General features: G+C 54.0%; 10 protein-coding genes. 2 read left to right on the top strand and 8 right to left on the bottom strand.

Translation table 11 applies throughout. The features are described 5' to 3' along the window. Positions 1–117 precede the first annotated feature (117 nt). The 5 genes from mioC to ravA form a co-directional block, all read right to left on the bottom strand. Positions 118–558 (bottom strand): FMN-binding protein MioC, encoded by a 441-nt coding sequence (gene mioC, locus AC6I8X_RS20105; RefSeq protein WP_313684292.1) that lies wholly within the window; start codon positions 556–558, stop codon positions 118–120. A 156-nt stretch (positions 559–714) separates the two neighbouring features. Then, entirely contained in the window at positions 715–1176 is a 462-nt protein-coding gene (gene asnC, locus AC6I8X_RS20100) for a transcriptional regulator AsnC (protein ID WP_013511092.1), read from the bottom strand. 104 nt (positions 1177–1280) lie between these two features. Then, positions 1281–3425: a 5-histidylcysteine sulfoxide synthase gene (gene ovoA / locus AC6I8X_RS20095; protein ID WP_313684296.1), complete on the bottom strand. Its 2145-nt coding sequence runs from the start codon at positions 3423–3425 to the stop codon at positions 1281–1283. Between the two features lie 46 nt (positions 3426–3471). After that, positions 3472–4932: an ATPase RavA stimulator ViaA gene (gene viaA, locus AC6I8X_RS20090; protein WP_497840350.1), complete on the bottom strand. Its 1461-nt coding sequence runs from the start codon at positions 4930–4932 to the stop codon at positions 3472–3474. Further along, a complete protein-coding gene (gene ravA, locus AC6I8X_RS20085; RefSeq protein ID WP_497840349.1) occupies positions 4929–6425 on the bottom strand; it encodes an ATPase RavA in 1497 nt (498 codons plus the stop codon). The genes viaA and ravA overlap by 4 nt, the downstream gene beginning before the upstream one ends. A gap of 299 nt (positions 6426–6724) precedes the next feature. On the opposite strand from ravA, the gene kup reads away from it, so the two are divergent. Next, the gene (gene kup, locus AC6I8X_RS20080; RefSeq protein WP_084878093.1) at positions 6725–8593 is read left to right on the top strand and encodes a low affinity potassium transporter Kup; all 1869 of its coding nucleotides are present in this window, start codon (positions 6725–6727) and stop codon (positions 8591–8593) included. An 18-nt stretch (positions 8594–8611) separates the two neighbouring features. Here kup and qseC read toward each other — a convergent pair whose 3' ends face one another. Next, complete coding sequence (qseC, locus tag AC6I8X_RS20075; protein WP_497840348.1) at positions 8612–9943, bottom strand: quorum sensing histidine kinase QseC; 1332 nt, start codon at positions 9941–9943, stop codon at positions 8612–8614. Then, positions 9940–10602: a quorum sensing response regulator transcription factor QseB gene (gene qseB, locus AC6I8X_RS20070; RefSeq protein WP_313684305.1), complete on the bottom strand. Its 663-nt coding sequence runs from the start codon at positions 10600–10602 to the stop codon at positions 9940–9942. Before qseB ends, qseC begins: the two co-directional genes overlap by 4 nt. 183 nt (positions 10603–10785) lie before the next feature. On the opposite strand from qseB, the gene AC6I8X_RS20065 reads away from it, so the two are divergent. Next, entirely contained in the window at positions 10786–11181 is a 396-nt protein-coding gene (locus tag AC6I8X_RS20065) for a YgiW/YdeI family stress tolerance OB fold protein (protein ID WP_313684307.1), read from the top strand. Between the two features lie 35 nt (positions 11182–11216). Here the strand turns inward: AC6I8X_RS20065 and AC6I8X_RS20060 are convergent, their stop codons facing one another. Next, a complete protein-coding gene (locus tag AC6I8X_RS20060; RefSeq protein WP_497840347.1) occupies positions 11217–12638 on the bottom strand; it encodes a carbohydrate-binding protein in 1422 nt (473 codons plus the stop codon). Between the last annotated feature and the right edge of the window lie 243 nt (positions 12639–12881).

Here is a 12881-nt window from a genome sequence, read left to right as displayed (position 1 = left end):
TTATACGCATGATACAGGCTATGTTATCCACAGGTAATCGAGAAATAAAAAGCATAAAACAGCGGAATCCTCTGGGGATCGCCCTGATTTCACGATCCCCAACCAGCCAGGATCGTCTTATAACTGTGTTTGCCAGCTCGACAACCACACTTCGGCCGGATCTTCCGGAATCTCATGTTCCAGCACGTCGATCTCAAGGCGATCACCAACACGTTTGGCACCCAGCTGGTTCAGTTGATCTTCCAGCAGCCTGATCGCGCCACAAAACAGATCGTATTCATGGTTGCCAATACCCACTGCACCAAAACGAACGCCGGAGAGATCCGGCTGCGTTTCTTTTAATGCTTCATAAAAGGGCAGCAGGTTATCAGGCAGCTCACCGGCGCCGTGTGTTGACGTCACTATCAGCCAGATACCTTGCTGTGGCACTTCATCCAGTTCCGGTCCATGCAGCACCTCGGTAGAAAAGCCTGCATCCTGGAGCTTTTCTTCCAGATGTTCGGCGACATATTCGGCGCTGCCCAGGGTACTGCCAGTGATTAACGTGATATCGGCCATGATGCTCTCCGGAACTCAAAGGCGAGCATTGTACGCTGTGATCAAGCCGTGATCCACCTGTGGAAAACAGGGTTAATAACGAAAAGCACTGGCTGCCAGGCTGCATCCCAGGTGAGATCTGCCTGGGATAAGTTTGTGCACAGGAAAGGAAGGAGATCAGGGTTTGATGGTGCGCATGATCGGGTTTTGCAGGGAGATCAGGGTTTCGGTGGACTGAATTTCGTCTATGGTCTGGATCTTGTTGATCAGCACCTGTTGCAGGGCATCAATGGAACGGCACATGACCTTAATAAAGATGCTGTAGTGACCGGTGGTGTACCAGGCTTCGACTACTTCATCCAGCGCTTCCAGCTTGCTGAGCGCGGCGGGATAGTCACGGGCGCTTTTCAGGATAATGCCAATGAAGCAACAGACGTCAAAACCCAGCTGGCGCGGATCGATCTCGACTCTGGTACCGAGAATGATGCCAGCCTGACGCATCTTCTCAACGCGTACGTGGATCGTGCCAGGACTGACATTGAACTGTTTGGCCAGCTCGGCATAAGCGGTGCGGGCATTCTCCAGCAACGCATTTAAAATGCCGCGATCCAGGTTATCCAGCTGCACATGTTCCGCCATTTCCTTCCCTCTTAAACTCGTCTTCAGTGAACAGAGGAGAATGTGCAGCAAAATGGCGGAGCAGGCAAGGCGCAGACAACGGAGCTGCCGCTGTCTGCACGCTTTTAACGCTTACGCCACAGCGTGACCTGTGCCAGCGTGTGCTGGAACTTACGTGCCGTCTCACGAATGACGAAAGGGACATCCTGTGGTGCTGCGATCTCTTCAAATTCGTCACGCAGTAAACGTTGCAACGCCTGATAGGTTGTCAGTGCTTCGCCGTTTTCCCGCACGCCACCCAGCCAGTTTTCCTTCGGTGTGAAATCTTCCAGCCAGGTATAAGGCGATGACAACACCAGCAGACCGCCTGAGCGAATCATTGGCGCGATATCCTGCAGGAAACGTTTCGGCTGGCGCAGGCGATCAAGCAGATTTGATGCCAGCACCAAATCGTAGCGATTCGGCTGCGGCTTCAGGTTACAGGCATCACCTTGCACGAACTGAATGCGCTGTGCCTGTTCATCAGACAGATCAAACTCTTTCAGGCGCACCTGGCGATACTCCACCAGCTCCCCCTCCTCCGGCACCACATAGCGGAAATCCTCACCGGAGGTCAGTTGCAGCGCCACATCAATAAAGCGTGCCGAATAATCCATGCCGACCACCTGCTCGAAGTGGCGTGCCAGTTCAAAGCTGGCTCGGCCGGTGGCACAGCCGATATCCAGCGCCTGGCCACGCTGTGTACAGTGCGGCAACAGCAGTGAGACCAGATTTTCCGCATAATTAGGTACCCCGTAGTAGCAGGGGCCGTACTGGAAATCGAGATACTGTGACACCATGCTGTCGGTTTCGTACGGGTTCAGCGCCATGGTTTCCTGGTGGGAGGAAACCACATAACGGAAACCAGCGTGCTGGAAGAAATGACGTCGGAAGGCATAGCGTGAAGATTTCAGCGCTTCGTTACCGGTAGAAATCCAGCTGCCGCCTTTGATTAACGCATGTTTGCCATCAAAGGTTGGAGTGGAGAAGTCATCGTACAGCGGATGCACCTTAAAGCCTTCAAAACCATTGATGGGCGTGGTGGTCCATTGCCAGACGTTACCGACGATATCGAAAAACTCGCCCTGGTTGCAGCGATCGACCGGGCAGGAAGAAGCCCAGTACGCCAGATTGATATTACCAGGTGCGTCGATCCAGTCAGGTTGATCGCCACTGACTAATTCACGCAGCTGCATCCACTCGGCTTCACAGGGAAGCTGGATGGCTTTGCCGGTTTCTTCTGCCAGCCAGCGACAAAACGCCGCGGCTTCCAGCTGATTAACCTCAGCGGGCCAGTCCCAGGGCATTGCTACTTCTTCCGTCATCAGACGCAGTTTTAGCTGATCGGGTTGCTGAATATCGCCAACCCAGAAAGTTGGCATCTGCGCGGCGGAAAATTCGCGCCAGCCCCAACCTTCGTCATCCCACCAGCGCCGTTGCTGGTAACCGCCAGCGGCGACGAAAGTAAAAAATTCCGCGTTGCTGACCAGCATCCTGCTGGCTTTAAACGGTTTTAGCTCAGTTACCTTGCTGCCATATTCGTTATCCCAGCCGTAGGTATCGTCGGTTTTGCCCTGTTGCACGCGGCCACCGGGCATCGCAATCAGGGTGTTAGCAGGGACCTGGCTGCGATCGTGCCGTGCCTGCGGGCAGACAGGCCAGTGGGGCTGCGGTTTTACCCACTCGATTGGCAACTGGCGCATCAGGACGCTGGAGGTTTCCAGATGAATTCGCTCGTGTTCAATACCCATCAGAATCACCCATGCCGGGCTATCCCAGTCGATAGGTAATTCCAGCGGCATGGTCTGGATAAATTCGCTGACCAGGTTTTTGACCTTGCCGCGATAGTCGCGCACTTCCGCGACTGTCGGCCAGGCATAATGGCTGTCGTCAAGGTCATCCCAGCTCATTTCATCCACGCCGATCGCCATCATCGCTTCAATACGATCGTCTACACGCTGATCAAGATAACGACCTGCCATCAGCTTATTCATGTAGAAAGTCGCCGTGTGGCCAAAATAGAAGATCAGCGGATGGCGCAGTGAAATGGCTTTATTGAAAAAAGCACGTTCGTCGGCAAGACAATCGAACAGGCTTTCATACAGGTTCCAGGTTTGCAGGAAGTAGTCCAGCAGTTCGGCGCGTTTTTGTTCTGAATTGTGGCCGGAGAGCCGCAGCGTGCGGGTTGGTGTTGGCAGGGCGGTGGTCACGGTGTGCTCCAGTTTGCTCAATGTGAGAACTTATCACTATAGCAAATAAGCATTTCCGCCAGATGACTTAACGCTTCCAGCGCCGCAGCAGGCGGCTTTTCAGGCCGGTATCAAAGCGCCAGATATGATTGAAAATACGCAGAATACCGGGTTTGCCATGCACAGACATCGCCACAGCATGAAAACGTTGCTGATTATGACGCTGGCGTTGTTTGACGGCGTTAACAATTTCTTCCGGTAAACGCTGAGCGATAAAATCGGAAACGATCACCGCATCGGCTTCCTGCCACAGGCTGCCTTCCATACGCGCCACCACTGCCGCCAGACAGGCGGCCAGATCGGTGCCGCCACGAAAACGCTGGCTGAGAAAACGTATCGCCTGTTCGATGCCGTTGTCGGCGGTCAGTTCATAGCCAATCACTTCATGGGCGAACAGCATGATGTAGCAACGACGTTTGTCTGCCAGCGCGACTTTCAGCAGCGCCAGACAAAAGGCTTTGGCACAGCGTTCATTAAAACCACCCATGGAACCGGAGGTATCGACACAGACGATAAAGGGGCCACGCGGTTGTTCTTCATGTTGCTGGTGGCTGACCGGTCGCAGGCTGACTTTTTCATGCCAGGCCTCACCCTGCAGGCGGTAGGTCAGCAGACGCTTTTCGACCAGGCGGCGATAAAACTCCAGCTCCAGCTCGCTAATGCTCAGTGTGGCCAGTTCGGGCGGCAGCAGGCGCAGTACATCATCGCTCTGATGAATGCCACTGACTTCTTCCGGCACGTTATCGGGTTCGCGTACCAGCAGATGTTGCTCTTCCAGTGGCGCATCCTGCGACGGCACCGCCTTTGCTTCACGGCTGCGTCCCAGCTGTTGCGCCAGCTTCATCAGCTCCGGCTGCTGAGCAAGAAAATCGCCGTACTGCACGATCAACTCATAATCACCATGCTGCAACGGCGCTTTGCTCATATCCCATAAGCGTCCGGCAGCCGCTTCATCATCATCAGTAAGAATGGGTGCCAGCTGGCCACTCAACGCCATGCGTTGTTGCAGTTCAGCCATCAGGCGTTCGCGCTGTTGCTCGAGCAATTGTTGATTCAACGTCAGGGTTTGCAGCGTCAGGCTAAGCCGCCAGCGTTGCAAGAATAGGGTGTGCTGCGCGTTGCTTAGCTGGTTGCTGTCGGTATGCAGTAGCAGTTTGCTGGCTTCTTCAATAAAGGGTGACGGCAGGCTTTTTAGCTGCGTCATGATGGCAGGTAGCTGCTGGCTGAATTCATGCGGGTTCAGCAGTTGCGCCTGCTGGAACAGCTGAAATTCCTGGCCCAGTGCCTCTGGCACCGCGGTGGTTTTCATCTGTTCAGCGATTTCAGCGCGCCAGCGCGGCAGGTCACGCATCATTGCCTGTTTCAGGCGGGGGAATTTCTCAAAAAACATCGCCAGCTGCGGCGACGCGAGCAGAGCCAGAATTAACTCTTCGATTAGCTCGGTTTCGCCAATCGACAGCAGCGTGCTCAGTGCCTCCAGCGAGATCATTTCCGCGCCTGTTTCAGCTGTTCCGCCACATCCTGCAGGCTGGTTTCAATACGTGCCAGCCAGTCGTCGCTGATAAACAGACAGCGCTGATGTTGGCTGAACAACGTGCGCTGAGCACGCAGCTGGTTATCCAGCGCATCAAACTCATCAATGATTTCCTGCGGCATTTCATTGCTGGTGCTGGCACCGGGTAGCGTCAGACGCGTTGCCTGCAGGCTCACGTCACGTAACGTCAGGCAATGTTGCGCATCCACCAGCAGATCGAGGCTCTGAGCAAAACCAATACCGTTGAGCTTGCCACGGATTTCACCGCCTTTCAGTAGCCATTGGTTCAGTGCTTCACGGCTGATCAACACATGGCTGACCTGCATGTCATGCAGCATCAGCGGCTGTTGCAACATCAGCGTCAGCTGTTCGTCGCTGAGGGAGGCAGGCAACTCGTAATGAGGTTTACGGCTAAACATGCCGCTGTGCTTTTCCAGCGTCAGTGCCTGCGCCACACTTTGCTGCTGTTGCAGCGCCAGCCGACGCGCTTTGATCTGCTGAAGTTTCATCAGCATCGGTTGCTGTTGCCAGGCATGCTGCGTCATCAGCGCATCGATTTCACGATCCAGCAGTTTCATCGAGGTCACGTCGTGCCACAGACAATCTTTCAGCAGGATCAGATCCAGCGGAGCAATCGACACGCGGCCGCTGTAGAAGGCACTGGCCTGCAACAGATGGATGGCTTTTTTCCAGCGACGATCGGAGATATAAGGTGCATCGGGCAGATTTTCCAGCTGCTGACGCAACTGATAAATCAGTTCAAACACATGATCCGGCAGACTCACCTGGCTGATGCCTTTCTGCCACTGATGGTACTCTTCATCACTGATGCACAGTGAATCGGCCACCGGATTGCTGTTTTCATCTTGCTGGTGGGTCAGCATGCTGCGGAAATTCTGCTTCTCGTGCACGTTATCGAGCCACAGGCGAATCAGCATGCGGTCATACAAGGCTTCCAGCCCGCTGTCAGCTTCCGGCAGTTCGTTGGAGGCGGTGACCAGCAGACGCATCGGAATTTTTTCTTCGCTATCACCATTGCGGAAGCGACGTTCGTTAATGGCGGTGAGCAGGGTATTAAGAATCGCCGGGCCAGCTTTCCAGATCTCATCCAGAAAGACGATTTCGGCATCCGGCAGATAACCTTTGGTCAGGCGCTGATAGCGACCTTCATCTTTTAACGCCTGAATGGAAAGGGGGCCAAAAACTTCTTCCGGAGTGGAGAAACGCGTCATCAGGTATTCAAACGCGCGGGCATGCTGGAAAGCGTACTTCAGGCGGCGGGCAATCAGGCTTTTGGCAATGCCAGGCGGCCCCAGCAAAAAGACGCTTTCACCGCTCAGCGCAGCCAGCAGGCAGAGGCGGATCGCATGATGCCGTTCATACAACCCTTTTTCTAAGGCGTTGCTCAGGCGAGAAATTCTTTCTGCCAAAAGATGGGGTTGAGCCATAATCACATCATTGTCCTTCTGATCCTGTGCCACGCATGCTGGCGAGCGCATTACTCTACTGTTTATCATGCGTGAAAGCGTTGATAGCCGTCAGCTTTTTTGTTTCAGAAGGTTGAGGCGAGGCCTCTCGCCTGTTTCGGCCCCTTTTTGCGGTTTTTTGCAGCGAAAAAACGCGTTGCTGACGCCATGTTGTATGTTAGTAAGGGTAGGTTTTTTTGGGAATATGTGCATACTGTGCGCTTTTTGATGGCCAGAGCGGTCGGCGAACCGCCTGATCGACTCCAACAAAAGATAACTCTATGAGCTCGGAAAACAAGCAGTCCCTAGGCGCAGTCACGCTGGCCGCCATCGGCGTGGTGTACGGCGATATTGGTACCAGCCCGCTTTATACCTTACGTGAATGTCTCTCCGGCCAGTTTGGCTTTGGTGTGGAACGCGAAGCGGTATTTGGCTTTCTTTCCCTGATTTTCTGGCTGCTGATTTTGGTGGTGTCGCTGAAATACATCAGCTACGTGATGCGTGCGGATAACGCCGGTGAAGGCGGGATTCTGACGCTGATGTCGCTGGCGGGACGTAATACCGGTGCCAGAGCCACGGCAATTCTGGTGATCATGGGGTTAATTGGTGGCAGCTTCTTCTATGGTGAAGTGGTGATCACCCCGGCGATCTCGGTGATGTCGGCGATAGAAGGCCTGGAAATTGCCGCTCCTTCGCTCGATCCCTGGATTGTTCCACTGTCGATTACCGTCTTAACCCTGCTGTTTATAATCCAGAAACACGGTACCGGTATTGTCGGCAAACTGTTTGCCCCGGTGATGCTGCTGTGGTTTATCGTACTGGCGGTACTTGGTGCGGATAGCATCATCAAAAACCCGGAAGTGCTGCAGGCGCTTAACCCGTCACATGCGGTGTACTTCTTTGTGCATTATAAAACCGTCTCCTTCTTTGCGCTGGGCGCTGTGGTGCTGTCGATCACCGGTGTGGAGGCGTTGTACGCCGATATGGGACACTTCGGTAAATTGCCGATTCGCGTGGCATGGTTCGCGGTGGTGCTGCCGTCGTTGGTGCTGAATTACTTTGGTCAAGGCGCATTGCTACTGTCCCATCCTGAAGCCATCAAAAACCCCTTCTTCCTGCTGGCCCCGGACTGGGCGTTGATTCCGCTGCTGATTCTCGCCACGCTGGCGACAGTTATTGCCTCGCAGGCGGTGATTTCCGGCGTGTTCTCGCTGACGCGTCAGGCGGTGCGCCTCGGCTATCTGCCACCGATGCGTATTATTCATACCTCTGAAATGGAGTCCGGCCAGATCTACGTTCCGGTGATCAACTGGCTGCTCTATTTCGCCGTGCTGATTGTCATCGTCAGCTTTGAACACTCCAGCAATCTGGCGGCAGCGTACGGTATCGCGGTAACCGGCACCATGGTGCTGACCACCATTCTGTCCTGCACCGTGGCGATCAAAAACTGGCACTGGAATAAAATTCTGGTCAGTTTCATTCTGGTTTCGTTGCTCTGTATCGATGTGTCGTTGTTCTCCGCCAACCTGGTGAAAATCTTCTCCGGCGGCTGGCTGCCGCTCTCCCTGGCGCTGGTGATGTTTATCGTAATGACCACCTGGAAAAGCGAGCGTTTCCGCCTGCTGCGCCGTATGCATGAACACGGCAATTCTCTCGAAGCGATGATTGCTTCACTGGAGAAATCACCGCCGGTGCGTGTGCCAGGCACCGCGGTGTATATGTCACGTGCGTTAAACGTCATCCCGTTTGCGATGCTGCATAACCTCAAGCACAACAAAGTGCTGCATGAACGTGTTGTCCTGTTGACGCTGCGTACCGAAGATGCACCTTACGTGCATAACGTTCGACGGGTGACGATTGAACAGCTGTCACCGACTTTCTGGCGAGTGGTCGCCAGTTATGGCTGGCGTGAAACGCCGAATGTGGAAGAGATTTTCCACCGCTGCGGGCTGGAAGGCCTGAACTGCCGCATGATGGAAACCTCGTTCTTTATGTCGCATGAATCACTGATCATTGGCGACCGGCCGTGGTATTTGCGTCTGCGCGGTAAGTTGTTCCTCGCGCTACAACGCAATGCGCTGCGCGCGCCGGATCAGTTTGAAATCCCGCCGAACCGGGTGATTGAACTGGGCACTCAGGTCGAGATCTGACACCCTTTGCGCGTCCGCTTACCAGCTGAGCGTGACGCGCAATCCCCCTGCTTCTCGCTGACTAAATACCACGCGAATACCATGCAGCTGCGCGATATTCTTCACAATGGATAAGCCCAGTCCGCTGCCACTTTGCGTTTGTCCGGGAGGTCGCCAGAAGCGTTCCCCCAACCGCGCTAACTGCGCATCGCTCACACCCGGACCATTATCGTCAATGGTGAGGGAACGTGCCGCCAGTCTGACCTCTACCAGGCTGCCGCCGGGGGTATAACGCAGCGCGTTATCCAGCAAATTACGGACCATCAATGACAACAACAGCTGATGACCGTTCATCACCGGCTCGGCGACCACATGCAGCTGAAGTTCGATATTGTGCTGTTCTGCCTGCGCATAATGCTCGGCCAGCAAGGTTTGCAGTAATGGAGTCAGGGCGACGGGCTGGAACTCGCTACGCAGATCGTCCGCCTCCACGCGGGACAACGTAAGCAGCTGATCCACCAGCCGGGTCGCACGCAAGATCCCGGCATCCAGTTGCTGTAGCGCACGGTTGCGCATCGCTTCATCGTCATCCGCCAGCTGGATCACTTCACTTTGCACCCGCAGTGCCGCCAGTGGCGTGCGCAGCTCGTGGGCGGCATCTGAAGTAAAACGACGTTCACGCTGGACCATCTCAGCCATGCGGCTGAACAGACCGTTTAACGCCTGAACCAGCGGTTGCACTTCTTTCGGCAACCGCGCAAGCGGCAACGGCGTGGCATCATCAGCGGCACGCTGGTGGAGTGAACGGGTGAGGCGTCGCAACGGACGTAATTCGAACCACACCAGCCCCAGCAGCAACACCAACATAAACGGCAGTGCGAATAACCATGGCATGATGCTGCTTTGTGCCAAATTGCGTGTCATATCATCGCGATAATCTTTCTCCTGACCCACCACCACACGATAGCGTTGATCCAGAGAAGTCAGCCATAGCAGACGCCAGCTGTCATCATCATCCCGCAGATGTCCATCGCGAAAACCGTCGCGCCGGTCATCAAACTGTAAATCGCGGCCATTTTCGCCATCATTCAACAGGAGTTTGCCGTCGTGACTAAAAATGGCGAAGGCCAGCGCATCGTCATCCTGTTTACCCCGATGCTTACTCAGGAGCGCTTTGTTTTTTGGCAGAGTGGCTTCATGCAGTGTGGCCGGATCGAGCGCTAACAGGCGTTTGGCAAACAGCATCTGCTGGGTATCAAACAGTTCATTAACGGTTTCGCGTGTCTGGTGCCAGGCACTCAGGCTGGCGCTGCCCCAGCACAGGGTAATCAGCAAGACAAAGCCGATGGCGAGGCGCAGGAACAGGCTCATTCTGCTGCTCCCAGCGTGTAGCCGACACCATGCACGGTGCGGATAAACTGGCTGCCAAGTTTTTTGCGCAGATGGTGGATGTGGACTTCGACCGCATTACTGGAGACATCGTCTTCCCAGCTATAGAGCTTTTCCTCCAGCTGGTTACGCGTCAACACCCGGCCAGGATTACGCAGGAATAACTCCAGCAGCGCCAGTTCGCGGCTTTTAAGCGTTACCGGCTCTCCGTCATACAGCACGCTATGGCTGGCGGGTGACATCACTACCTTGCCGTGACGTAATTCAGGTTGAAACTGGCCATGTCGGCGGCGAATTAACGCCTGTAAACGTGCCGCCACTTCCGTCAGAGCAAAGGGTTTGCAGAGGTAATCATCAGCACCCAGCTGCAGACCCTGAACCCGCTGATCGAGCGCATCCCGTGCAGTCAGGATCAACACCGGCACATCCTGCCCCTGCTGACGCCACTGGCGCAGAATATCGAGTCCATCCCGTTCGGGCAGGGACAAATCAAGGATCACCGCATCCCAGGGGGCAGATGCCAGTGCCTGAAATCCCGCATCACCGGAAACAAACCAGTCCACACTAAAACCGAGTTTGGTCAGGCCGACTTTCAGGCCATCGCCAATGATCCCGTCGTCCTCAATCAATAAAATCCGCATATAAAATCCTCCTTTTCTGCTGGTGTTATACGAAGCAGAGTTGCGCATGTACAGGAGAAATAGCGACATTTTGCCTGTTTTTCACCAATTTTAATCAATTGATCAGCCTTAAGATCCTGTTAAGAACCTTATGGTGAAATAGCCTGCGTATCCCGCACATTTCATGGAAAAGAGGTGAATCAAATGAAAAAGCATGCAGCACTTTTCGCGATCGTGGCGCTGGTTGCCACGCCGGTTCTGGCGGCACAACAGGGTGGATTTGTTGATCCGAATGCGCCAGCCGTACCAAGCCAGGCTGGTGGCTTTCAGGCTGGTAACACCAGCGTAGTGACGGTGAAGCAGGCCGAAGAGATGAAGGACGATAGCTGGATCACCGTACGCGGCTCTCTGGAGAAGCAAATAGGCAAGGAGGATTACCTGTTCCGTGATGAGACCGGCAGCATGAAGGTCGAAATTGATCACAAGCACTGGAATGGGCAAACCATTTCACCCAAAGATCGGGTGGAACTGACGGGTGAGCTGGATAAAGATTTCAACGCCATTGAACTGGATGTGAAACAGGTGAGAAAACTGCCGTAACCTCCAGCAGGGGCTGCCGTGGCAGCCCCTTTCCGTTATTGCACCAGCCAGACGGAATGCTGTCCCGGTATGTTGCCCTGCGTCCAGTAGGCCGCCGTGTAAGTTTTCCCCTGATAAGTGACGATATCGCCGCCGGAATAGGCCATTGATGGTTTCCATTCTGTTATCTGGCCTGGATAGGCCAGTTTCCAGGCGTCGTTATAACCAGGTTTGAATAACGTCCAGTATTTCGCGACGTATTTGATCCCTTCATAGGTCACTTTGTCCCCTGCTACATACGGGGTACCCGCTTGCCATTCCGGGAACCCGTTGCCCGGCTGCTCCGGCGTTGCCGGAGTTTCCGGTGCAGTGACGGTCATGGTCACGCGCTTCGTGTCTTGTTTGCCATTTTTGGTGACGGTTAATTCATAGATGGCGGTACCGCTGGAATTTGCCGGGGCGAGAGCGCGAACTTTAGCCAGACCTGATTCTCTTACCCAGACACCACTTTCTTTTTCCTGCAAAAAGAATTTATCCCCACCACCCACGACTTTCCAACTGTATGAATCGGCATTTTTACTGCCGGAAGCATCCAGCTCGCGGACAATCGATCTATCAGGGGAACTGGTGACGCTAAAATCGTCGGGCACCACCGCGACAGGTGCGTCTCCTGCGTTATCACCCGGGTTGTTGTCTCCGTCAAATGTTCCCCCGGCACTCATGATGGCTTCGGTCGGATAAGTCCCGGTCATGTCATAGGTTGCGCAGGTATTCGGATTTGAATCTGAGATATAGCTCTGCCATGGAGTGGATGTATCGGAATACACACCCGAGACGCCGCTGTACTTAACAACAAAATTGGTACGTTGTGCGCAGGTGAGTTCCCCATTCCAAAACCACTCAGCCCAGCCCAACAGACTGGGTTGCAGGTCTGACCAGCGGGCAGGTACGGATACAATACCGATGATGGTCTCTTGGCCGGTAGTCTGATCGGTGACGGAACCTTGCCAGGTTGTCAGACTTTGCGCAGCATCCTGTCCGGTGCGTTTCACATTGAAGGTATATTGATGGCCAACTTCCCAGTCATAAGGAATATGACAACTCATACCGGTATCGGGGTCGGTCGAATCTGCGCCGCGCTTACACGCTTCAACGTTACTTTGTGTGCCTTTGCCGAAAATGCTGAACAGTGCGGTTTTGCCATATTCACCATTTGGCTGGAGACCAAAATAAAAAGCGCCTTCACTCATATACCAGCCCTGGTAAGCCCAGTACCAGGGGGGAGCTTCATTTGTCATCTCCTGCACTTCCATGCTTGCCGTCAAAGCGCTGAGCATTTGGCTGCTCTGCATGTTGGGATGGGTGCTGAAATGTACGTTCGGTGTGCGGGCTTTATCTCCCTGATCGTTATGCGCTTTTGCCACAGGCACATTGACGGTTAAGAGCGAGAGCGCAATCAAACTTCCGAGTGTTTTCACCTTGAAATTCATCATCGTCCTTGAGATAGATCCATCTGTATTTACAGCCAACGGATGGTTGTTAAGTATGGGGTTTTGTGTGAAATGACTTATCCGGACACATCAGAAAATATAGTGACATAAGGTTAAGTAAGAAATTTCTTCTGAAAACCAGGGAAGTTCTTTAGTCGAAGGTAAAAGAACTCAGCTTTTCCCTGCTTAACTCAAATTTTCCCCGGCACAAGCGAAACGTTTCGATGGCGA

The organism is Pantoea sp. X-Soil-TKNS-1280 (genome assembly GCF_059730475.1).
The sequence above is the reverse complement of the archived record's forward strand: the minus strand, read 5'-3'. Positions and strand labels throughout refer to the sequence as shown.

Coding starts and splice junctions, on each gene's coding strand:
- mioC (WP_313684292.1), bottom strand. CDS start 558: ATGGCCGATATCACGTTAATCACTGGCAGTACCCTGGGCAGCGCCGAA.
- asnC (WP_013511092.1), bottom strand. CDS start 1,176: ATGGCGGAACATGTGCAGCTGGATAACCTGGATCGCGGCATTTTAAAT.
- viaA (WP_497840350.1), bottom strand. CDS start 4,932: ATGATCTCGCTGGAGGCACTGAGCACGCTGCTGTCGATTGGCGAAACC.
- ravA (WP_497840349.1), bottom strand. CDS start 6,425: ATGGCTCAACCCCATCTTTTGGCAGAAAGAATTTCTCGCCTGAGCAAC.
- kup (WP_084878093.1), top strand. CDS start 6,725: ATGAGCTCGGAAAACAAGCAGTCCCTAGGCGCAGTCACGCTGGCCGCC.
- qseC (WP_497840348.1), bottom strand. CDS start 9,943: ATGAGCCTGTTCCTGCGCCTCGCCATCGGCTTTGTCTTGCTGATTACC.
- qseB (WP_313684305.1), bottom strand. CDS start 10,602: ATGCGGATTTTATTGATTGAGGACGACGGGATCATTGGCGATGGCCTG.
- AC6I8X_RS20065 (WP_313684307.1), top strand. CDS start 10,786: ATGAAAAAGCATGCAGCACTTTTCGCGATCGTGGCGCTGGTTGCCACG.